General features: G+C 45.4%; 22 protein-coding genes and 1 riboswitch. Of the genes, 4 read left to right on the forward strand and 18 right to left on the reverse strand.

Annotated elements, in window-relative coordinates; all coding sequences use genetic code 11:
- Positions 1 to 5: 5 nt before the first annotated feature.
- The 3 genes from AC6I1H_RS05915 to AC6I1H_RS05925 all read right to left on the reverse strand — a co-directional run bounded on the left by AC6I1H_RS05915 (position 6) and on the right by AC6I1H_RS05925 (position 2,817).
- The gene (locus AC6I1H_RS05915; RefSeq protein WP_497740042.1) at positions 6 to 752 is read right to left on the reverse strand and encodes a metallophosphoesterase family protein; all 747 of its coding nucleotides are present in this window, start codon (positions 750 to 752) and stop codon (positions 6 to 8) included.
- A gap of 21 nt (positions 753 to 773) precedes the next feature.
- Positions 774 to 1,793, reverse strand: coding sequence for an alpha-hydroxy-acid oxidizing protein (locus AC6I1H_RS05920; protein WP_497740043.1), 1,020 nt, complete (start codon positions 1,791 to 1,793; stop codon positions 774 to 776).
- A 97-nt stretch (positions 1,794 to 1,890) separates the two neighbouring features.
- The gene (locus AC6I1H_RS05925; protein ID WP_497740044.1) at positions 1,891 to 2,817 is read right to left on the reverse strand and encodes a DMT family transporter; all 927 of its coding nucleotides are present in this window, start codon (positions 2,815 to 2,817) and stop codon (positions 1,891 to 1,893) included.
- 238 nt (positions 2,818 to 3,055) lie between these two features.
- Here AC6I1H_RS05925 and AC6I1H_RS05930 point away from each other — a divergent pair, with 238 nt between their 5' ends.
- Positions 3,056 to 4,195 (forward strand): coiled-coil domain-containing protein, encoded by a 1,140-nt coding sequence (locus tag AC6I1H_RS05930; protein WP_497740045.1) that lies wholly within the window; start codon positions 3,056 to 3,058, stop codon positions 4,193 to 4,195.
- A gap of 121 nt (positions 4,196 to 4,316) precedes the next feature.
- A complete protein-coding gene (locus tag AC6I1H_RS05935) occupies positions 4,317 to 5,294 on the forward strand; it encodes a LysM peptidoglycan-binding domain-containing protein (RefSeq protein ID WP_497740046.1) in 978 nt (325 codons plus the stop codon).
- Between the two features lie 75 nt (positions 5,295 to 5,369).
- On the opposite strand, the gene ltrA is transcribed toward AC6I1H_RS05935, so the two are convergent.
- Complete coding sequence (gene ltrA / locus AC6I1H_RS05940; RefSeq protein WP_497740708.1) at positions 5,370 to 6,626, reverse strand: group II intron reverse transcriptase/maturase; 1,257 nt, start codon at positions 6,624 to 6,626, stop codon at positions 5,370 to 5,372.
- A 664-nt stretch (positions 6,627 to 7,290) separates the two neighbouring features.
- Between ltrA and AC6I1H_RS05945 the strand changes: the two genes are divergently transcribed.
- Entirely contained in the window at positions 7,291 to 7,533 is a 243-nt protein-coding gene (locus AC6I1H_RS05945; protein ID WP_463052914.1) for an RH3 domain-containing protein, read from the forward strand.
- Positions 7,523 to 8,026 carry a type II toxin-antitoxin system VapC family toxin gene (locus AC6I1H_RS05950; protein WP_497740047.1) on the forward strand — a complete coding sequence of 168 codons (504 nt, stop codon included), beginning with the start codon at positions 7,523 to 7,525 and terminating at the stop codon, positions 8,024 to 8,026. The genes AC6I1H_RS05945 and AC6I1H_RS05950 overlap by 11 nt, the downstream gene beginning before the upstream one ends.
- A 1-nt stretch (position 8,027) precedes the next feature.
- Here AC6I1H_RS05950 and lplA read toward each other — a convergent pair whose 3' ends face one another.
- The 14 genes from lplA to AC6I1H_RS06020 all read right to left on the reverse strand — a co-directional run bounded on the left by lplA (position 8,028) and on the right by AC6I1H_RS06020 (position 23,065).
- Positions 8,028 to 9,017, reverse strand: a complete 990-nt coding sequence (lplA, locus tag AC6I1H_RS05955; protein WP_497740048.1) for a lipoate--protein ligase — start codon at positions 9,015 to 9,017, stop codon at positions 8,028 to 8,030.
- 27 nt (positions 9,018 to 9,044) lie between these two features.
- The gene (gene gcvPB / locus AC6I1H_RS05960) at positions 9,045 to 10,499 is read right to left on the reverse strand and encodes an aminomethyl-transferring glycine dehydrogenase subunit GcvPB (protein WP_497740049.1); all 1,455 of its coding nucleotides are present in this window, start codon (positions 10,497 to 10,499) and stop codon (positions 9,045 to 9,047) included.
- Between the two features lie 2 nt (positions 10,500 to 10,501).
- Entirely contained in the window at positions 10,502 to 11,833 is a 1,332-nt protein-coding gene (gene gcvPA / locus AC6I1H_RS05965) for an aminomethyl-transferring glycine dehydrogenase subunit GcvPA (protein ID WP_497740051.1), read from the reverse strand.
- 4 nt (positions 11,834 to 11,837) lie between these two features.
- A complete protein-coding gene (gene gcvH / locus AC6I1H_RS05970; RefSeq protein WP_497740052.1) occupies positions 11,838 to 12,224 on the reverse strand; it encodes a glycine cleavage system protein GcvH in 387 nt (128 codons plus the stop codon).
- Positions 12,225 to 12,255: 31 nt separating this feature from the next.
- Entirely contained in the window at positions 12,256 to 13,344 is a 1,089-nt protein-coding gene (gcvT, locus tag AC6I1H_RS05975) for a glycine cleavage system aminomethyltransferase GcvT (RefSeq protein ID WP_497740053.1), read from the reverse strand.
- Positions 13,345 to 13,561: 217 nt separating this feature from the next.
- Positions 13,562 to 13,659: riboswitch (glycine riboswitch) on the reverse strand.
- 60 nt (positions 13,660 to 13,719) lie between these two features.
- Complete coding sequence (locus AC6I1H_RS05980; RefSeq protein WP_497740054.1) at positions 13,720 to 14,877, reverse strand: LL-diaminopimelate aminotransferase; 1,158 nt, start codon at positions 14,875 to 14,877, stop codon at positions 13,720 to 13,722.
- Positions 14,878 to 15,014: 137 nt separating this feature from the next.
- Positions 15,015 to 16,019, reverse strand: a complete 1,005-nt coding sequence (locus AC6I1H_RS05985; protein ID WP_497740055.1) for a 1-aminocyclopropane-1-carboxylate deaminase/D-cysteine desulfhydrase — start codon at positions 16,017 to 16,019, stop codon at positions 15,015 to 15,017.
- Positions 16,020 to 16,055: 36 nt separating this feature from the next.
- The gene (locus AC6I1H_RS05990) at positions 16,056 to 16,775 is read right to left on the reverse strand and encodes an ABC transporter ATP-binding protein (protein WP_497740056.1); all 720 of its coding nucleotides are present in this window, start codon (positions 16,773 to 16,775) and stop codon (positions 16,056 to 16,058) included.
- Entirely contained in the window at positions 16,759 to 17,541 is a 783-nt protein-coding gene (locus AC6I1H_RS05995; protein WP_497740057.1) for an ABC transporter ATP-binding protein, read from the reverse strand. Before AC6I1H_RS05995 ends, AC6I1H_RS05990 begins: the two co-directional genes overlap by 17 nt.
- A 1-nt stretch (position 17,542) precedes the next feature.
- A complete protein-coding gene (locus AC6I1H_RS06000) occupies positions 17,543 to 18,427 on the reverse strand; it encodes a branched-chain amino acid ABC transporter permease (protein ID WP_497740058.1) in 885 nt (294 codons plus the stop codon).
- Positions 18,428 to 18,441: 14 nt separating this feature from the next.
- Positions 18,442 to 19,314, reverse strand: a complete 873-nt coding sequence (locus tag AC6I1H_RS06005) for a branched-chain amino acid ABC transporter permease (protein WP_122014165.1) — start codon at positions 19,312 to 19,314, stop codon at positions 18,442 to 18,444.
- Between the two features lie 78 nt (positions 19,315 to 19,392).
- Positions 19,393 to 20,628 carry an ABC transporter substrate-binding protein gene (locus AC6I1H_RS06010; RefSeq protein WP_497740059.1) on the reverse strand — a complete coding sequence of 412 codons (1,236 nt, stop codon included), beginning with the start codon at positions 20,626 to 20,628 and terminating at the stop codon, positions 19,393 to 19,395.
- Positions 20,629 to 21,038: 410 nt separating this feature from the next.
- Entirely contained in the window at positions 21,039 to 21,881 is an 843-nt protein-coding gene (gene dapF, locus AC6I1H_RS06015) for a diaminopimelate epimerase (RefSeq protein ID WP_497740060.1), read from the reverse strand.
- A 275-nt stretch (positions 21,882 to 22,156) separates the two neighbouring features.
- Positions 22,157 to 23,065: a diaminopimelate dehydrogenase gene (locus AC6I1H_RS06020; protein WP_497740061.1), complete on the reverse strand. Its 909-nt coding sequence runs from the start codon at positions 23,063 to 23,065 to the stop codon at positions 22,157 to 22,159.
- Positions 23,066 to 23,115: the final 50 nt, after the last annotated feature.

The following is a 23,115-nucleotide window of genomic DNA, read 5'->3' on the forward strand; positions in this document are numbered from 1 at the left end:
GTCAATCAAAAGTCGGGGTTTATTCCCCGGATATAATCAGCAAAGTGGTGGGGAAGGCCGGCTTGCTCTATGGCCTCAGCACTCTTTTCAAAATCATACGGTACCAGCATGAGCTTAAACAAAATGTCATCTTTGTTGATGTCCGCATAGATCCACATGGCATCATTGCTGAAACGCTTCACATCCCGTGCATGGGGCTTGGGTTTGCCAACAGTGCCGACATTGACGAGAAATTTGTCTTTGTATCTTCTCACATAGGGGATGTGGATATGCCCGCAGAAGATGATGTCGGCCCCGGTTTCTTCAAAGACTCCGGCAATTTCTTCTTGCGGCAGTCTTTCATGAAGGTATTCGTTTAGGGCCCGGTGGCTACCGTGAACTACCAGTATCTTTTTGCCCTCCGCTTCGAATTCGAGCTTATGAGGCAGTTTTTTAAGAATCTGCTTGTTTTCTGAAGTTATTTTCTGCCTGGTCCAGAGCAGAGATTTTTCACCCCTCCGGGCTTCTTCTTCATTTTTAAAATCACAACCGCAGAGCAGCCGGTCAAACCCCACACCATCATCATAGTTTCCCATTACGGTGGATATGTCCTTTTCAGCTATAAGTTTTACCACTTCATTGGGGTGGGCGCCGTATCCCACCAGGTCACCACAGCAGATGGCAGTGTCCACAGAAAATTTCTCAATGTCGGATAACACCGCTTCCAGAGCGTATAAATTGGAATGGATGTCGGAAAAAAGAGCAAGTTTCATATACTGTCTCCTTTTAGTATTTTAATTTCTGTATATCACGCGATCGGTTATTTCTTCCAGATTACTGCATCCCGTAAGTATCATGGCCTGTTTCAGTTCACCGGCCATGGTATCCAGTACCAGCCTGACTCCTTCTGAACCTCCGCCGAAGGCCCCGATGATGACAGGCCTTCCCACCAGCACCGCATCGGCCCCCAGAGCCAGGTACTTCAACACATCCACACCTGAGCGGACGCCACCATCGGCAAAAGTGGTTATTTTGCCTTTAACCGTATTTGCAATGGCCGGCAATACTTCGGCCACACCCGGGGTATAGTCCAGTATGCGCCCGCCGTGGTTTGAAACCACTATGGCCCTGGCTCCGGCTTCTACGGCCAGTTTTGCCTCATCCACGGTCATGATGCCTTTTAGTATAAAAGGAAGTTTTGTATGTGATATTATGTCCTTTAGTTCTTTCACGTTTTTCGGTCCCACCGGCTGGCCCATCAGCGCCATGGTTACAAGGCCAGCGCCATCCACATCCATGCCCACGGCTACAGCCCCTATCTCCTGGGCGCGCTTTATCATTTCAATGACCTTATGGTTTTCCCTCGGCTTGATGATGGCAATGCCATGGCCACCTTCTTTTTCAATGGCAGCAAGGCCGGAGCTGTAAAACACGGGATTTCCACCATCCCCGCACATACCCATGGTCCCCGCCTGTTTGCTACCGGAAATTACCATCTGAATAAATTCCGCCTCGGGCACGGCACCGCCCATATTGTATTCCGAGCCGGTAATGGGTGCTGCTAGGATGGGCATGGAGAGTTTTCTCCCAAAAATCTCGCAGGATATGTCGGGACTTTTGGCATCGTGAAGGGTCCTTAAATTGAGCTTTACATCGGCCAGAGCCTGAACGTTCGCCTTAAAAGAAGCTCCGGTGCCCGTACCACCCATGCCTGGGACCTCTCCGGCGCACGCCACTCCATCACATACCCTGCATACCCGGCAGTAACCTTTCATCTTCTCCCGGGCATTTTTCTTTAATTCTTGCATATTCAAAAAAATCATCTCCCGCTTCTCAAGTTTAATATTTACTTTCTACAATCCCCATAAAAATCCTTCTATATGGATAAACTTTGGAAAGGCCTAAACACCATTAAAGCCGGTCAGAAGATACCAGCTCTCCTTTATGACGGAACTTCTCCCCGCTTCGGGAAGCCGTATACACCCCCGCCAAGACCGCCGCTCCACCCAGAAGGGTGTAAATATTTCCCGGCTCTTTCAGGAATAATATACCTATGGTCACTGCAAAGAGCGGATTTATATAGTTAAATACGGCTGTGCGGGAAGCTCCCAGGACCTTTACCCCTCGGTACCACATGAAATACCCGTAAACGGAACATGTGACTGCAAGGTAAAGAGCCGCTCCCCATGTAATGGGCCCTATTGTTCTCACGGAAGTTACAAAGGTCGGAGTGAAGGCCAGAGGGAGCATGGTGATGGTGCCGTAGATATTGATATAGGCCATGACCATAAAGGGGTTGTACTTTTCCACCAGTTTTTTCCCCAGCACGGTAAAAAGCGCCCAGGCCACGGAATTGGAAAGGATCAAAAGATCGCCTGCCATCGTGTCTTTGCCCAGGGACATACCGGTGGAACCGGCAAATATCAGGAAAATGCCGGAAAAGGCCAGGATAGCTCCAACAATTTTATTTAAAGTGAGGCTTTCCTGATGAAATACCAGAGATGAAAATATTATGGTAAAGATGGGGCTTATGGCTATGATTATAGCCGTATTTACCGTGGTGGTCAATTCAAGGCCCGTATACTGGATATAAAAGTAGGATGAAACCCCCAGAACTCCAAGAAACCAGAGAAGCGGCCGGTCCTTTTTTTCTATGGAGTTACTTCTGTAAAACATTATGAGCATGGCATAAAAGATGATGGATGCCAGTGAAAAACGAAGAATCGCTAGATGCATGGGTAGAAGTTGCCTTAAGCCTATTTTCGACACGGAAAAAGATGTTCCCCAGAAAAAAGCCACTGCCAGCAGACCAAGGTACGTTTTTACCGACTGATTCAAATTAACACCTCCGCCTTTTCATTATACAGCTTTCAAAATGTAATGTTCAACAAGATGTTTTAATAACTGTATTAAAGGATATTTTTGTTTTCCGTAGAATATTTTAACTTAAGGAGGCTGTCCGTTTCAGCATCGATTTTTATAATGATTCAGGTGTAGACAGTCGTTTCTACACCATAATAATGATTCTGACATAGAAATCAATATAAATTATAAATATGCTGAAACGACGAACATCATGACGATTTTCCGCAAGATATTGAGAAAAATAATGCCCGTATTGGTTTTCATGTTAACACTATCAAATTCCTTTCTTTTAAACAGCGTATCAGGTATACCAAATACCTTTTTAAATACCGCCAATTCTCCCGATAATTCAACAACTCAGGTAAAAAGCACCGAACAAAAACTGATAGAAGAAATTCTGGCGCTGGACTCCCGGGTGCTGGCCCTTCAAAACCGGTTAAATGAGCTCTCAGCCCAGAATAATGAGCTCAAAAAAAGCCTTTCTCAAAAGCGCGTGGAATTATCCAGGCTTGACCGGGATGTCAGGGACCGGCAAAAAAGGCTTTCCCGGTGGATTGTTTTTAGCTTCAAAGGAGGAATGGGCAATTTTCTGGGTGTCCTGGTGGGTGCAGAAGATATGGGAGATTTTTTCCGCCGCCTCGACAACATCATATTCATTATGGAATACTATAATAATATGATTGTTGAGACCAAATCCCTTATCTATCGCCGAAAACAGGAGGAATTGGAAATAATGGAAAAACAAAACCGGATTCAAGAGCTGGAACAGCAGGCAAAAAAAGCCCTTGAGGAACTTAAGGCGACCATAGCCGAAAAGCAGAAGGAACTCGCCCATGCACGAATGCTGCTAAAAGATACATCTTTTCTCGAGGAAATGAGCGAGAACTGGCAGGAAGCGCTGCCTTCTCTGGATTACCTGCTTAAAAACCTTACTGCACTTCCCTGGACAAGTATAAGTCCGGATGACCTGAAGGTAAACTGGTTCACCCTTACGGCGCGGGCGGAATTTAAAGATACCAGCCTTACACAAAAATTGCTTTCAAAGGATGAGAAACTCAAGAATGTCTACTTTACTTTTCACCCGGAAGGTATAACCGTTTCAGAGAAAAAACCTGAAAGCAGCGTCCCGCTGTATTCAATAACATGCAGCATGGAACTGACCCAGGAGCAGAAGATAAGATTTACTCCAAAAAATCTGGAATTCAACGGTATAATATTGCCGCCGGAAGTAATAAAAGAATTGATGAAAGACTACAATTTGGAGTTTACACCTCCCCCTCTGCCTCAGGATTTGAAGATAACCTCCATTTCCACTGAAGAGGGAAAACTTATAATGTACCTAAAACGGTAGATGAAAGTGCATTGCATTAGCCCATAGAATTTTTACCATCATCTTCATTGGTGAAATTTACTTGATGAAATAGGGCCTGGGTTTATAGTATAATGGACCCAGGGAAAGGAGATGATGGTTAATGCAACTATTCAAAAAACTGAATATCGCAGCATTTGCAGTCACATTTTTTCTCCTTTTGGGAGGGACGGCCCAGGCCCAGGTTTATACCGTTCAGCCCGGCGACACGCTTTTTCTCCTGAGCAAGAGCACCGGAGTCCCGATGGAAAAAATTGTTTCGGCCAATACGCTGGCCAATGACCAGATCTTAGCCGGACAGGTTCTGCTATTACCGGAGAAATACATAGTAAAATCAGGAGATACCCTTTATCTCATAAGTCGCCGCTACGGTATAGATTTGCAGGAGTTGAAAAGTTTAAACGGCCTCTCTTCCGATGAGATTTTTGTGGGACAGGCCCTCTACATCCCGCAGAAAAGTCCGTATCGGAGAATAACGGTGCAAAAAGGAGACACTCTTTTCTTGATTTCCAGGGCTTACGGAGTGACGGTGCAGGATTTGAAAGACCTTAACGGGCTTATCGGGGATGATATTTACCCCGGTATGAGGCTTCTGATTCCGCATAGTGCTCAGGTCCCTGCCACCGCTCCCGAGCGTTCCGGAGAACTTCCTTCAAGAGGATATTTTGACAGGGACGCCTATGTAAAATCCAGCTCAGGCATATATTACACCGCCGAAGACCGGATGGTTCTGGCAAAGCTCATCCAGGCGGAAGCCGAAGGGGAGCCTTATGACGGCAAGGTAGCAGTAGGGGCTGTAGTGGTAAACCGCGTGAAAAGCCCGGATTTCCCGAATACCATCAAGGATGTGGTTTATCAGATCGATGAGCTGGGATTATACCAGTTTTCTCCGGTAGAGGAAGGGCGCCTGGACTATATCACACCAAACAAGGATTCCCTGAGTGCCGCCGATGACGCGCTGGCAGGGGTAGATCCCACCGGTGGAGCATTGTATTTCTTCAATCCTGCTAAAATTTCCAACAAATGGCTTTTATCAAAACCTGTGTTATATAAAATAGGAAACCACGTATTCACAAAATAAATAGAATCGAGTAGGAGGGGGCGATTAGCCCCCGACCTCTCACACCACCGTACGTACCGTTCAGTATACGGCGGTTCACCAAGCTTTGCGAATTTCATGATATCTCTTTGCTAAGCTCATGAGTCCTTGACCCTGCCAATAGGCGTTGTTGAGGGCTGTGTTTAATACCCCCGACATACGCCAGTATCCCTTTCGGGCGTTGGCAAGTTTATGGACCGCCCATTCCGGAAGTTTCAGATTCCTCAGTTCCCGGTATCTTGTCTTAACCTTCTTCCATTGTTTCCACAGGCACATGCGTAGTCTTCTTCTTATCCATCCGTCGAGTTCTTCAAGTTTGCTGGGTGTTTCTGATAGCGCGAAGTACCCCAGCCATCCGCCAAGGTATGTGTTTAGTCTTTCTATTCTCTGTGTTATTCCGTGTCCGTTGCTTCTTGAGGTTATTTCTCGGATTTTATTCTTGACTTTGTCTATGCTCTGTGGTGCGATTCTTATTTTGGTTGTTCCATCTTTGGCGATATACATGCTGAAGCCAAGGAATTTCCTCTTCCATGGTCTGTCCACTGCGCTCTTTTGTTCGTTTACTCTGAGTTTTAGTTTATTCTTCAGGAAAGCTGTTATGCTTTCCATTACCCGTTGCCCGGCTCTTTTGCTTTTGACGTAGATGTTGCAATCGTCTGCGTATCTTACGAATTTGTGTCCTCTTTTCTCTAGTTCTTTGTCTAGGTCGTCAAGGATTATGTTTGCAAGAAGTGGACTTAGGGGCCCGCCTTGAGGTGTTCCTTCATCGGTAATCATGATTACTCCGTTTATCATTACTCCTGCCGCAAGATAGCTGCGTATGAGCTTTAATATGCGTTTGTCTTTTATCTTGCGAGCTACTCTGGCCATGAGTATGTCATGGTTTACTCTGTCGAAGAATTTCTCAAGGTCCATGTCCACTACCCAGTTATATCCTTGGTTTACGTATTGGCGTGCTTTCCTTACTGCGTCGTGGGCTCTTCGGTTGGGCCTGAATCCGTAGCTTGATTCTGAGAATTCCGGGTCAAAGATGGGTGTTAGTACTTGCAACAGAGCCTGCTGGATTAGGCGGTCTGTGACGGTGGGGATTCCTAACAGTCTCACTCCTCCACTGGGTTTCGGGATTTCGACCCTGCGCACTGGTTGAGGCTTGTAGGTCCCCGTAAGAAGTTGTTCTTTTATGTGAGGCCAGTTTTCTCGTAGGTATGTCCGGAGGGATTCTACCGGCATACTGTCTACGCCTGGCGCTCCTTTGTTTTCTTCTACCCGTCGCAGTGCTTTTGTCATATTCTCTCTTGATACTACCTTCTCCATCAGGTGGATATCATGGTCCTTCGGGGATATCTTCTCGGGTTGTGCCGGATACATACTCGGCCCTCCCTGGGACCCTTGCGGCTTCACCGCTTCTTTCCCAGGGTAGGCCCCTTGCGGGGTTTTCTGCTGTCGTTGTATGTTTCTCGAACTTGCCAAGTTTTATCCCTCGCTTCGTGTTCGGCCCTTCGTCGGCATGACGTCTATGCCGACTATTATGGCCTCTGCTGACTTCTGACGGTTCAGCCGGGTCTCTCGGCCCGGGTTGTTAGTTTCCCTAACGTTTCCGCCAGACCTCCCCGGGTAAGAGCAATAGCCTTCGCCCCGTATACCTGCCGCATTTACTACACAGCCCCTTGGCAGTGTTGGATTTCGTTTTGTTTGGCAAACTCATCCGAACTGTATAGCCTTATATGCGGTTCGTGTTCCTCAGGCCGTGGCTTTGCTTACAGCTTCCTTCAGATTCTATCTCACGATAGACACCCTTGCTGTTTGGCTAATGGTCGCCGCTGCCAGCCCCATAGCAGACTTTCACTGCCGAGCTATTACCCATGCCGGGCACACCAAAAAGGCCGCATCATGCGGCCAAAATTTTTATTTTTTACAATCTAGATTATGTCTTGATAATAAATTGTAAAACTGTTATAATAATTTAGAGGTGATAAGTATGGCCAGACAAAAAATTGGCACAGCCATTGATTCGAAGCTGTTATACAGGGCAAAACTCAAATCAATTCATGAGAAAAAACATTTAAACGATATTATTGAAGAGGCTCTAGCCCAGTATTTAGCTAAAGATAAAGATATAAAAACATCTAAATCTATCGTTGAAGAAACAAAGGGAGAAATTAAAGCAGATTTGAAAATGGTAAAGGAAGTCCTCGAGGAGGAAGACTATCTTGAAATTTAATGAACTTCGTTCCGGTAGTCAAATTTTCATTGATGCCAATATTTTTATTTATCATTTCAGCGGGACTTCAGAAGAATGCAGCCAACTTTTAAAAAGATGTGAAGATGGAGAAATAGCGGGGTTCACTACTGCACACATATTATTAGAAGTTATGCATAGGATGATGATGTTGGAAGCCGTTTCAAAAAAATTAGTTGCTCCGGGTAACATTGCAAAAAAGCTAAAAGAAAAACCCGAGTTAATCAAAAATCTTACCGACTATCCTAGCCTGACATTAAAAATCCCCGCTATGCAGATAAATATATTGCCTATCACTCAGGAATTATGCTATGATGCTATATACTTTCAGAAAAAGTATGGCCTTATGACAAATGATTCATTACTTCTGGCATCAGCCAAATCAAACCGGTGCTTTAATATAGCCAGTAATGACCTGGATTTTTTTCGAATTCAGCAATTTAATATATATAAACCTGATGATATTGTTCTATAGCCTACAATATCACATTTAGCAGGTCATCGAGGCCGATTTGGCCGAAATACTCCTTCAGGTCCACTTTCGAAAGGGCTTTCCTTATATCTTCCTCCCGATAATATACTCCCTTCAGAATATCCTCTATATCAGCCACGTCCCTCATGCTCAGAAAATCGCCGTAAAATTTTATTGTGGTTATCATTCCATCTTTTACGTTGAGTTTGACTTCCACCTCGCCGGCATCAAAACGCCTGGATTTTGTTAGGTCAAATTCCGGCGAATATCCTATGTTCCATTCCCAGGTGGAATACTTTTCATCGCGCAGTCTATTAATCTGTTCCAAATCCTGCGAAGTCAGGACATATTCTCTGAAGGGTTGATTCTCAACATCGAAGATGTATTTTGCCAGCAGTTCCTTAAATTCCTTCACACCGATATCCTGTTTCAAATACTGTTTTATGTTCGCCACCCGGCTTTTAACGGATTTCACGCCTTTGGAGGATATCTTCTCTATCTTTACGTTCAAAGCTTCGGAAAGCCTTGTCATATCGGAGTCAAAAAGAAGGGTGCCATGGTGGAGCAGCCTCTTTTTGTAAAGGTACTGGGCATTGCCGGAAATTTTCTTTCCGTCTATGGTTATATCGTTTCTGCCCGTAAACTCGGATTTTACTCCGAATCGGTCCAGTGCTTTCACCACAGCCCTTGCAAATCTTTCAATGCTGTTGAAATCCTCCGGGCGGTAATCCACTACAAAAGTAAAGTTGATGTTACCCAAATCGTGATAAACCGCCCCACCTCCGGAAAGCCTGCGCACCACAGCTATGTCATGCTCTTTGGTGTATTTTAAGTTTACTTCTTCAACGGCATTCTGGTTTTTTCCGATAATGACCGCCGGCCTGTTCTGCCATAGGATAAAATATTCCTCATCCGGATCAAGGCATTTTACCGCATATTCTTCTAGTGCCATGTTGAAATACGGATCATTGGATTCATTTTTAATATAAAGCATGCTCCCTTTCCTTTCTTAAGATAATGTTCATTCAGTTGGAACATATTTAAGTTTCACTTCTCTGGCGGCTTTTACTTCATCCACGCGCTTTGACGGCATATGGTGCGGCGCTTTTCGCAAGAGATCGGGATTTTCCCGGGCCTCCTCGAAAATCCTCCTCAGAGCGTCTGCAAAAGCATCAAGGGTTTCCCTGCTCTCTGTTTCGGTGGGCTCGATCATCAAAGCCTCTTCCACTATGAGAGGGAAGTATATGGTGGGTGGATGGAATCCGAAATCCAGCAGGCGCTTTGCTATATCAAGAGCTCTTATGCCGTATTTTCCCTTCCAATTGGCAGCGCTCGCCACAAATTCATGTTTACATATAGAATCCGTAGGCCATTCGAATAAGTCGGCCAGCTGCTTTTTAAGATAGTTAGCGTTGAGCACCGCCACTTCCGATGCTTCTCTCAACCCCCCTGCTCCGAGGCTTCTTATGTATGCGTACGCTTTCAGGATTACGCCTGTATTGCCGTAAAAAGCCTTCATCCTGCCTATGGAATGGGGCAAGTCGTAATTTAAGAAGTATTTATCCCCTTTCTTTTCCACAATGGGCTTTGGCAAAAAGTCCCTGAGAAATGCCTTCACGCCTACGGGCCCTGCCCCTGGGCCGCCGCCTCCGTGGGGAGTGGAGAAGGTCTTGTGAAGATTCACGTGCACAACGTCAAATCCCATGTCTCCCGGGCGGGCTATGCCCATAATGGCGTTAAGGTTGGCGCCGTCGTAATACAGCAAGGCTCCCTTTTCATGCAAAATATGCGAAATTTCTCGGATGTCTTTTTCGAACAGGCCAAGGGTATTGGGATTTGTGAGCATAAGGGCTGCCACATTCTCATCCACGGCCTTCTGAAGCTCTGAAATATCCACCAGGCCGTCTTTCCCGGACCTCACTTTTATTATTTCAAAACCACTCTCTTTGGCGGTGGCGGGATTGGTGCCGTGGGAGGAATCGGGGACGATGATCCTGCTGCGCTTTTGTCCCGCGGTCTCCAGAAATTTTTTGATTATTAGTATTCCGGTAAGTTCTCCATGGGCTCCTGCGGCCGGTTGCAGGGTGAAATAATCCATCCCGGTGATTTCACAGAGAAATCTTTGCATCTCGTACATGAACCTCAGTGTTCCCTGAGCTAATTCTTCAGGTGCATAGGGATGAAGCTCTGTAAAAGCAGGATAGGCTGTTATTTCCTCGTTTATTTTTGGATTATACTTCATAGTGCAGGAACCCAAAGGATAAAAGCCGTCATCCACGCCAAAATTCATTTTGGAAAGCTTTGTATAATGCCTTACCACATCCACTTCCGAAATCTCGGGCAGGTCCAAGTCCTGTCTCAGCAGTCCCCCACCGATGGTTTCGGACAGGTTCACACCGGGCACATCGGGCGCGTACAGCCTGAAGCCCTCCTTTCCCGGTACGGAACGTTCGAAAATAAGAGGCGTCCCTTTCATTTTTACTTCACCCCCAGCACCTTCAATAAAGAATCAATTTCCTGCCTTGAGCGCTTTTCCGTAAAGGCCACCAGCAGGCGGTTTTTTTGCTCGGGGAAAAAGCGGGAAAGTTTTATCCCCGGCAGGATCTTTCGATACAGTGCCTCTTGGTATTTTTCCTCGAGGTTTTCTACTTCGACCACCACTTCATTGAAAACCCTGTCGTTGACTATGCGAGCTTGGCCGCTTTTATTTACTTCATCAATAAAATATCTTGCCTTTGAATGGGAATGATACGCCACATCTTTTAATCCCCTTCTGCCGAGGTAGGCCATATATATGGTAGCGGCCAGAGCATTCAGCGCCTCATTTGAGCATATGTTCGAAGTTGCCTTTTCCCGCCGAATGTGCTGTTCTCTGGCCTGAAGGGTGAGGACAAAAGCCCTCTTGCCGTCCGCATCCACGGTCTCGCCCACTATGCGGCCCGGCATGCGCCGCACATATTCGGATTTTGCAGCCATAAACCCCAGATAAGGCCCGCCGAAATTTAAGGCATTGCCCAGGGGCTGGCCTTCCCCAACGGCGATGTCGGCTCCGTATTCTCCCGGCGGAATTATGAGCCCGAGGGATATGGGATTTACGGAGACTATGAGCATGACATCTTTTTCTCTCGATATTTCTCCGGCTCTTTTCACATCTTCCAGCACACCGAAGAAATTTGGCATGCTTACGACAATGGCGGCGGTGTCGCTGTCCACCATGTCCACCATACTGTTCCAATCTGTCTCCAGCAAATCCGTGCAGGGCACCACTTCTATTTCCTTATTATACCCGAAACCGTAGGTCTTGATCGTTTCAACATATTCCGGGTGCACGGCTTCGGATACTACCACTTTATTCTTCCTCTTTATGTCGCAGGCCATCAGTACCGCTTCTGCCAGGGAACTGGCCCCATCGTACATGGATGCATTGACCACATCCATACCGGTAAGATTTGCCATCATGGTCTGGTATTCAAATATGGCTGCCAGGATTCCCTGACTTCTTTCGGGCTGGTAAGGCGTATAAGCTGTGTAAAACTCCGAACGCCCCACCAATGCTTTTACCACTGCAGGGACATAATGGTCGTAGGCTCCTGCACCCATGAAGCTGACGAAACCGGCGGCCTTGTTTTTTTTGGAAAGATTTAAAAATTCCCGTTTAAGTCCGATTTCATCCAAAGGCAAAGGCAAGTCTAGGTCACCTTTAATTTTAACTTCATCCGGTATATCTTCAAAAAGCTCGTCTATTTCGCTTATCCCCAGAACATCCATCATCTCTTTTACCTGAAAAGGAGTATGGCTGATGTACCTCATAGATTTACTCCCCTTCCAAAATATTTTTATAATCCTCCGGGCTCAAAAGTTCGTCCAGTTCATTCTCGTCGTCCAGTTCCACCACAATCATCCATGCGTCTTCATAGGGGCTTTTGTTTATCAGTTCCGGGTTCTCCTTTAGCGCTTCGTTAACCTCCACCACGGTCCCTGAAACCGGCGCATATATGTCGGACGCCGCTTTTACCGACTCCACCGTGCCGAAGGTTTCGCCCTTTACGATCTTGTCCCCTACTGCCGGCAGGTCCACATAAACCACATCTCCCAGAGCCTCCTGAGCATGATCGGTAATGCCGATGGTCCCTTTCCCGTCTTCCACCAGTATCCATTCATGTTCTTCGGTGTACAATAAATTTTTCGGAACTTTACTCATTTTTATCCACTCCTTGATTTTTGATTTTAAATTATGATTTCGGTTTTATAGCCCTTAAAAAATTTTTTGGCACAGCTTCAGCCTTCAGCCTTTTTCCACGGATTTCAACCTCGAATTCCCGGCCTGCATAATCTTCCATTATATCCTTCGGCAAATCCACCAGAGCCAAGGCAAGATACTGCTTCAAATACGGTGCAAAATTCCCCGAAGTCACAAACCCGACCTCTTTGCCTCTGAAAAATACTTCATACCCCTGGCGGGGAACTCCTTTTTCCACAAGTCTCAGACCAACTAGCCTTCGCCCTTCATTTTCTTTAACCTGACGATACAGCACCTCTCTTCCGGAAAACTCCTTGTCAAACTTTATGAAAGGCAAAAGCCCTGCTTCCACCGGAGTTATATTCTCGGAAAGCTCATGGCCGTACAGGGGGAGTCCTGCCTCAAATCGCAAAGTATCCCGTGCTCCAAGGCCGCATGGTGTAACTTCCGCCTCAACAAAGCCCTCGAACAGTTTAACAATGGCCTCCGGCGGCCCGTAAATCTCAATGCCGTCCTCACCGGTATAACCGGTACGCGATATTATCAAAGAAGCTTTGTTATAATTAAAATATGTGAAACAAAATCGCGCAATATGCACCGATCCCAGCAACTTTTCGGCAAATTTAAAGCTTTCCGGCCCCTGAACGGCTATTTCCGCCCAATCTTCGCTCAAATCTTCAACTTTTACGTTGCAAGGAGCTTTTGACTTTATGTATTCAAAGTCCTTATCCTTATTTGAAGCGTTTACCACCAGAAAATATTTATCGCCCCTCAATCGGTAAACCATCAGATCATCGACGGCGCCGCCGCTGTCATAAGTCATAATAGTGTACATCACTTTGCCATCTTTCATGGCGGTAATGTCGTTTGTAAACAGGCCATTTAAAAAGTCCGCAGCCTTTTCTCCTTCCACTAGAATCTCACCCATATGGGATACATCGAAGATGCCGGCCTTTGTCCTCACGGCCATATGTTCATCGATTATAGAAGTGTACTGTATGGGCATTTCAAAACCGCCGAATTCCACCATTTTGGCCTTTAGTTTTAGGTGAACATCATAAAGCGGAGTCCTTTTTAACATTCCTATCCCTCCTTCCAAAATTGCGACAAGGGGACGGTTCTCAATTTGTCGCAGAATTTGTTGCATTACTCACGAATTACTCATAATACCTTTTCCTCCTTATCTTCTTATTAATTTAATTATATTTGCAAATTAACAAAAAAAGGCTCCAAACTCCAGGTTGAGTTTAGAACCTCTGCCACACCTTGCAAGCGCAGCGTTTTGCCCTTCAGAGGCCGGTCCAAAAGCGGTCCTTTTGCCTGAGAGTATCACCCCGAAACCTCGGAGCTTACCCCTTCGGCGCCCGTATCATAGGGTCTCTCCCGCCTTTTTCATTCCTTAAAATATATTATTTTCTATATAATATCACACTTTATTTAATTTGGCCATATTTTGTTAAAAAATTTCTTTCATCCGCTTTATGGCTTCTTTTATCCTGTCGTCGGGCGTTGTGAGGGATATTCTGAAGAATCCCTCGCCATACTCGCCATACGCATTGCCCGGGATTACCACCACCGCCGCCTTTTCCACCAGCATTTCGGAAAAAGACATGGAAGTATGGCCTTCCGGCACCGGCGCCCAGATGTAAAAAGTGCCTTTTGGAGCCTCCACGTCAAACCCCATATCTTTTAAAGCGCTCACCATCATATCCCGGCGGGTGGTAAATATGGATCTCAGCTCCTTCAGGCTGTCCTGAGGCCCGGTCAGGGCTTCCACGGCTGCTTTCTGGATGGCTGTAAACTGGCCTGAGTCTACATTGGTTTTTATCTTCCCGAGAGCCGAAATTATCTCTCTGTTACCCACAGCATAGCCTATACGCCATCCGGTCATCCTGTAGGGTTTGGACAGAGAGCCCAGCTCTATAGCTATATCTTCTGCTCCACTGGCCGAAAGAATGCTGGGCGATTCATAGCCGTCGTAGGTTATTTCAGCATAGGCACTGTCATTGCAGATGACGATATCGTAAGTTTTCGCAAACTCCACAGCTTCTTCGAAAAACTTCTTGTCAGCCACAGCCGATGTGGGATTGTTGGGATAGCACAAAAACATGAGCTTTGCTTTCCTAGCAATATCGGAATCTATCTTTGTAAAGTCCGGCAGAAAATTGTTTTCTTTGAGCAGGGGCATGGCATAGGGTATGCCCCCCGCAAAAAGCGCGGCAGTCTTATAAACGGGATATGCGGGGTCCGGAACCAGCACATAGTCGCCGTAATCCACGAAAGCGTATGTTAAATTGACAATGCCTTCCTTGGAACCTATGAGTGCCATAACTTCGTTTTCAGGGTTTAATTTTACGCCAAAACGCTTCTGGTAATAATCAGCAACAGCCTTGCGGAATTCAATGGACCCCTCATAAGCGGGATACCTGTGATATTCCGGTTCCCAAACGGCCTTTTCCATGACTTTGATGATGTTTTCCGGTGTGGGCAGGTCCGGGTCTCCAACGCCGAGAGTCACCACATCCACGCCCTTTTTCCTGAGGTCGGCGATTTTTTTATCGATCTCTGCGGAAATATATGGCGGAATTTTCTTAATTCGTTCGGCTACTTTCATTGACACTCCTCCAAACTTTTTGTGTGTATTTATGTCCTATATTACTTATGCTTATCCTATTTTTCAAGTCCCTGGATATTTTTCTTTTTAAAAACTTTTTAGCATCTACTTAAAGATGGGACAAGTGGTTTTTTGGCTTACATCATATCTCCTATGATTTTTTCATATTGAAATACACCTCCAAGCCCTCCGGTGTGTATAAATAACACTTTTGACCTGCGCGGTATGATTCCTTTGCTTATAAGGTCCAGCATACCGCAAAAAGCCTTGCCGCTGTATACCGGATCGAGGTAGAATCCTTCTCTGGATGCGGCATACATTATAACTTCTATTACTTCTCTGACGATGGTACCGTAACCTCCAAAGCCGTATCCGTCAATTGTAGCAGATTCAATAGTTTCACGGTTGATCTCTGTTTTTATGCCCAGAATCTCAGAAATGTCATTTATAAGCTTCAAAACAGCTTCTATGAGTTCATCCCTGGGGTCTCCCACTCCGATGTTAAAAACGCAGGTTTTAGGCTTTAGCACATTAAATCCGATCAAAAGACCGGCCTGGGTCCCGCCGCTGCTGCTGGGGCTTATCACATAGTCAAAATCCAAACCCAACTCCCTTTCCTGCTCCAGTATTTCCGCCGCTGCCTTGATGTACCCCAGGGCGCCGGTAGGATTTGAACCGCCGATGGGGATTACCATGGGCTTTTTACCTTTCTTCTCAAGCTCTGCAGCTATGCCCAGCATAATATCATTTAACTCTCTGCCTGTCTTTACATCATATACCCGGACATCGGCCCGAAGCAACTTATCCATTAATAGGTTTCCAATATTTTCTTCCTTTCCTCTCAAGACCAGGATTGGATAAAGCCCGAGTTTTTTCGATGCCGCGGCTGTTTGAAGGGCGTGATTGGAATGGACTGCGCCCGCCGTTATCACGGTGTCGCATTTCCTTGCCAGTGCCTCCCCCATTAAGAATTCCAGTTTTCGCGTCTTGTTGCCGCCCATTGCAAGGCCTGTAAGGTCATCCCGTTTTACGTACAGTTCGATTCCAGTTTCTCTGCTGATATTGGCCGCACGGACTATGGGCGTATTTCCCCACAGCAACCTGACGGTCGGAAAACGGTTAATTTTTTCTATTATCTCCATATTGCAACTCCTTCCGTGCTCTACAGTGATGCAAAATTATATAGCCTTATGCCTTACTCCGAGATATGCCTCCTGGACAGCCGAATTGGCCAAAAGTTCCTTTCCGGTGCCCGAAAGCACTATGCGGCCGGTTTCAAGTACATAAGCTCGGTTTGCCATTTCCAGGGCCTTGTGAGCATTTTGCTCGGCCAGAAGTATAGTGGTTCCTTTGTCTCTAATCTGCCGGATAGTCTTAAAGACCTCGGAAGTATAGAGCGGTGAAAGACCGAGCGAAGGTTCATCCAGCAGAAGAATTTCGGGTCTGGACATAAGCCCCCTGGCTATGGCCGCCATTTGCTGCTCACCGCCCGAAAGCGTTCCCGCATATTGGTTGGATCTTTCCTTTAATATAGGGAAAAGGCCATAGATAAATTCCAGGTCTTTCTTTACTTCATTTATATCATTTCTTAAAAATGCTCCCATTATCAGATTTTCTCTCACTGTCAGGTTGGCATAGAGCCTCCTCCGCTCTGGTACTAAGATAATTCCAGATGCGGCTACATCATGGGCAAAAGAAGGCAGGAGTTTGTCTTTATAAATTATCGAACCGTCTCTTGCTTTCAAAACTCCGGCAAGAGTCCACATAAGAGTGGATTTGCCCGCACCGTTGGCGCCCACTATTGTTACTATCTCGCCTTCTTCTACTTGCAGGCTGACATTCTTCAACGCGTGGATTTTTCCGTAATAAACATTAATATCTTTAATTTCCAGCAACATTGGCATATTCCTCCCCCAGGTAAGCCTTCAACACTCTCTCGTCGCTCTGCACCTTTTCTTTTGATCCATCTATCAGCAATTCGCCGAAGTTGATGACTATAATACGGGGACAAAGTTCCATGACCACATCCATGTGATGTTCTATTAAAATAATGGTAAGATTGTACTGCTCCTTGATATACCTTATCAAATCCACCAGCGCCAGAGATTCTTCAGGATTCATGCCGGCGGCGGGCTCATCCAGGAGAAGAAGTTTCGGCTTTAATGCAAGGGCCCTGGCGATTTCCAGCTTTCTCTGCAGGCCATAGGGTAGGCTATCCGCTCTGAAATTTGCATATTGTTCAAGACCCACTACCTTTAAATACTCCATAGACCTTTCAGTAAGATGACGCTCCATTTTAACGACTTTAGGGGTTTTTATCAGGACCTGGGCAAAATTATAATTTGCTTCCTGAAAAAGAACTGTCTTTATATTCTCCATCACGCTCAACTTATTGAAAAGACGTATATTCTGAAAAGTCCTGGCTATACCGCCCCGCACAATGGAAACAGGATCACACTTATTTATATCCTTTCCTTCAAATAAAATGATTCCCTCGGTAACCTTGTATACGCCGGTTATAAGGTTAAAAACCGTGGTTTTACCGGCTCCATTAGGTCCAATCAAACCTACGATTTCGCCGTCATTCAACGAAAATGACAAATCCTTTACCGCCACTATGCCCCCGAAACATTTTGTAACATTTTTCAGTTCCAGCAACGACATTTTACATCCCCCTCCCGCCGGCGCTTTGATTTGCAGCCTTTCTATTGAACAGGTTTTTAAAAGAAACAAAGGAAAGTTCGTGGTACCCCATGATTCCTGATGGCCTGTATATCATGATAAGAACCAGTATCAAACCATATGCCACAAGACGCCACATATTGGCCACCCGCAAAACCTCAGGGACAGCGATAAAAAGAGAAATGGCAATGATGGGACCGGTGAGGCTTCCCATCCCCCCGGCTACCACCGCTGAAGTAAGCTGTGTGGAGAGGATAGATGTAAACATGGCCGGCTGTATAAAGTTAAGATAGTGTGCAAACAGTCCGCCCGCCAGGCCTCCGCAGGCTGCGCTGTAAACGAGAGACAGCATTCGCACCCGGAAGATGTCTATACCCGCCATCTCTGCAGCTACCGCATCTTCTCTTACGGCAATGGCATTTCGGCCAAATTTGGACCAGATAAAGTTTCTTGTCATCCAGACTACTATTACCGAAAATATGGCTACAACCGGCAGAGTGGTAAAATGAGAAATCCCGGGAAGTCCTCTTGCACCCTGAGTTATGGAGAGATTTTCCAGTATGACTCTTACAGCTTCACCAAATCCCAGGGTTGCTATCGCAAAATAATCGCCGCGAAGTTTTGCCCTCAGTGTCGGAAAGCCTATCACGAAACTCACTAGAGCGGACATCAGCATACCTGCAAGGAGAGCAAGAATAAAGGGTACATTATAAAAATACGTCAGAATAGCCGCGGTATAAGCTCCAATGGCCATAAAGGCTGCATGCCCCAGTGAAAATAGCCCTGTAAATCCGGTAAATACCGAAAGGCCTACTGTTGCGATTATTTCTATGCCTATTACAGAAATTACTCCATAAATATATTCCATAGATATTCCCCCTTTTACACCTTTTCTTCTAAATATTTACCAAGCAGGCCGGCCGGAAGGATTACAAGAAATAAAATAACCAGCGAAAAGCTGAAAACATCTCTTATGACTGAAGAAACATACACCGACACAAAAGTCTCCAGCACTCCCAGAATAACCCCACCGATAACGGCGCCGGGCAGACTTCCCAGGCCGCCTATTACCGCCGCAATATACGCCTTGTTGGTTATCCAGCCCATGGTAGGATAAACCATATATTTTACTCCCAGGAAAACTCCGGCCAGACCTCCGAAAGCGCCGGCAAGTATGAACACGATTCCTATAAGTTTATTCATGTTCACTCCGTTCAGCGAAGCTACTGTCATATCGTAAGAAGCCGCTCTGATGGCAGTTCCCATTTTTGTCCTGGTTAGGAAAAGGTGAAGGGCGAAAATGGCTATGAATGAAAATATCAGCGCAAACAAGTCCAGAGGACTTATGTCGCTTCCAAAAAATTTGATGGTGGATTGTTTAAATATTTCCGGAAAAGAATAAAAATGTGACCCCACAGTCACATACACCATGTTTTCTAGAAAAATTGAAACACCCATGGCCGTTATCATCAGATATAAAGGCGGAGCTTTTCTGTTTATAAGGGGACTGTAGGCCAGCCTCACGTTTATTAGAGCTAGCAGCGCCGCCCCAACAATGGCGCCAATAAAAGAAAAGGGGAAACCCAATTTAAATGAGGATATTAAAAAATATCCTATATATGCCCCCAGCATTATGATAGTGCCGTGAGCAAAATTGCTGAAATTCAATATTGAAAACACCAGGGAGTACCCTACCGCCATCAATGCGTAGATGCCTCCGATAGAAAGTCCCGTGATCAATGTTTGTAGAAACATTGTTTCATCTCCTGTCCTGCGATGGTATTTAAAGATAAGGGGGGCAAGCCCCCTTATCTGCATCTATTCTTTTTCTTTTTACTTTGTAACATATTTTTCTACGTAGATAAATTTACCATCTTTCACCTGTTGGATTATTGCCGGCTTATTCAAAGGATTATGAGTGGAAGGATCGATGGTCAGTATACCTGTTAGCACTTTCAGGTTGCTCGTATTTTCAAGGGCATCGGCCAGCGCCGGGCCATCGGTGGTTCCTGCTCTCTTTATGGCGTCAACCAGCATGTAGAGAGCGTCTATTGCCATGACAGGATTCGGCAGTACCGGATCCGCATTGAATTTTGCTTTATATTCCTTTATGAAATCCTGTATGTCCGGATCTTCCATCGAAGCCAGGTTCACAAAATAGCCGCCCTCCACGGCCGAGCCACCCAGAGTGATAAGATCCGGACTTCCCCAGTTGTCCCCGCCCATCAGAGTTGCCTTTATGCCAAGGTCTCTTGCCTGTTTGGCCGCAAGAGCCGCTTCTTTCTGGGCTGTGGGGATGAAAATAACATCGGGATTGGCCTGTTTTATCTTTCCAAGCATGGCTCTATAATCAAGTTCTCCAGATCTGAAGGCTTCTTTTCCAACAATTTCACCTTTCATTTCTTTGAATGCATCCTCAAAATACTTGGCAAGCCATGCGGAATAGTCTGAACCCACATCATATAAAATGGCGGCTTTTTTTGCATTCAGCCTGTAATAGGCGAACTGCGCCGCCACTGTGCCCTGGAACGGGTCAATGAAACATGTCCTGAATGCGTATTTCCTGAGCTGACCTTCCTTGGGAACCGTTACTAGAGGGTTGGTTGCAGTGGTGGCTATAAAAGGAACCTTGGCTTCTTCAGTGACCGAAGAAATGGCATTGGCCACACCACTCTGAGCAGGGCCAATAATAGCTACTACTTTATCCTGCTCAATCAATCTTTTTGCCACATTAACGGCTTCTATAGAATCGGCTCTATTATCATAAGATATAAGTTTCAGCGGTCTTCCATTCACACCGCCTGCCGCATTTATTTTCTCAATCTCCATTTGAAGGGCGTTTTCTTCAGATTGACCCCACATGGAAGCATCGCCGGTTAAAGCTACTTCATGGCCTATCTTTATAGGTTCTTTGTCGTTGCTCTGACTTTGTTCAGACTGAGTCTGACTCTGACTTTGCTGCCCACTCTGATTATCGGTCTGTTTTTGCCCTCCACAAGCTGTCATAAAAATACCTGCTACAAAAACCAGAATCAACATCAATGTAAGATAATAATACTTTTTTCTCATTCTGATTTCCCCTCCTTAAAATTATAACCTAAACTCTTTTAATATTTTCTTGCATGATATTCCCCTGAACCCCCTGAACTCACCCCCTTTAAATGAAAAAATCGTACGCAAAAGCACAATTTTTTGCAATTGCCTGTGTGTATTGGTCTTATATATTCGACATGTTTAGAAAAACTCCTTTATGGGAAATAATTATACAGTTGTTTAATGTTAGCAAATATAATGCCATCAAAAAAACCGGCATGTGTCATTTCTAAAATTCAATAATTATGAGTTTTGGTTGTATATAAAAAGTTCGCATATATGAACTATATTTAATTTCCTCAATAAAGATATTAGAATAAATTTAGTTGTTAACTTGTGTTCATAAATGCGAACCTTGTGTTTTATATTATGAACTATATGGTAATTTATAATCCTGCCATAACTATATCTCCTGAATATACTTCCTCCGCAGGACCTGTCATAAACACTCTCTTATCATTCGCAATCTCGATGGACAGGTCCCCCATTGGAAGCGATACCCTGACCTTATTTCCCACAATGCCCTTTTTATAAGCGGCCACTGCCGATGCACAGGCTCCGGTCCCGCAGGCGAGGGTTATTCCGCATCCTCGCTCCCATACCCTCATTTTGAGGTGGTCTTTTCCTTTTACCTCAATAAATTCAACATTGGTTTTTTTCGGGAATAGAGGATTGCTTTCTAGAACGGGCCCAACCTTCTCTAGCGGTACGCCATCAACATTATCTACAAAAATGACGCAGTGGGAATTTCCCATAGAAACTCCGGTGGCAATATATTTCCGGTCCTGCGCCTCAACTTCCAGGTCTAGAGCTTCTTCATCAGGGCTGCCCATTATCGGGACATCTTTTTTCAAAAGACTGTATTGCCCCATATCCACCTTGATGGCTTCTATCACATCGTCGATTATTATTATTTCCGGCTTCATAATGCCCGCCAGAGTTTCCACAGTCATTTTAGTTTTAGGAACAATGCCTCTTGTGAAAACATACCTGGCAAAACACCTGATGCCGTTGCCGCACATGGGGGCTTCGCTGCCGTCGCTGTTTATGACCCTCATTTTTACGTCTGCCTTATCCGACGGCAAAGCCAGAATTACTCCGTCGGCCCCGATCCCCAGATGCCTGTCACACAATTTTTTTGCATTCTTCACGATGGCGGCTGCATCTTCCCTGAAGCCGTTGACTAAAATAAAATCATTCCCCAGACCGTGCATCTTTGTAAAATGCATAAGATAAATACTGCATCTCCTTTCATGTTTTTTATTTTTATTGAAAAGCATTATATCATTTCATTAGTTACCGATGGCATTCCAAAGAATGGTCGCCTTTACCGCCGGCTAGAGATTATAATTAAGCTTTAATTCGACATCAAACCATATATTCCTCTTTTTTGTAAGTTTTTTTATTATTAAATAAACATGCGCTTATTTCTGATTATTTTAATCGAAAAAATACGAATAAGCTTTAAACTTGCTACTATTTTAATATACATTTTTTCAGGGATTTATACCAGCCGCCTCAGCAATGCTTCCCTTTCCCCATATATGTAATCAATAGGCGGGATTTCCGGCAGGGTGTAGCATCCCGGTTTTTGCCTGAGGCTGGCTCTGGCCGCGGATACCATGACCTGTGCCGTGGCCGCAGGGTTTGTCACCGACATGATGAATTCCATCCTCTGGTTATGAGTTATGCCCGACACACCTTTTCTCTCCATGTGGACGCCGTGCCCTACATCGATAAGGCTTTCAACGTCTTCGACGCAATACACATGGGTCTCATCATGGACAAAATACGGGTCTTGTTTGATGGCTTCCGCTACTTTTTCGAATTCGTACCCGTCTTTTAGCTTTACATATACGAGGCGTTTGTGAAGGCCGGTGCCTTCGGGTATTGTCATAGATACTGCGTCCTCTACACCTTCCACAGCCTTGACGGCCACCGTATGCCCCATGCTCATCCCGGGACCGAAATTGGTATATGTAAGCCCTTTTGGAGCAATGGCTTCCATGACGGTCCTTATTATTGAATCGGTGCCCGGGTCCCATCCGGCGGAAATTACGGCAACAGCATTATGCGCCTTTGCCTCTCTGTCAAGATCCCGCCTCAGTTTCATTATCGCTTCTCCATGGATGTCAAAGCTGTCAACGGTGTTTATCCCCTGTTCAAGATATTTTTTCGCTACTTCCGGCACCGCCCGGCTGGCAATTCCAAGTATGGCGACATCAACCTCCCCGAGCTCTTTAACATCAGTAACCACGGGAATTTCTCCTATCTCTTTTTTAACCCCTGCCACTTTTTCAGGATTTCTAATTAAGACTCCTGCCACTTCCATGTCAGGGCTTTCCATAACGGCAGCCAGGGCTTCCCTGCTCACATGGCCAAAACCCACTATTGCGATTTTTGCTTTTTCCAATCCTGTCTCCTCCCCAAGTTTAATTTTTTATTGTCGTTAAATCCGAGAGA

Source organism: Biomaibacter sp. TOL, assembly GCF_059717795.1.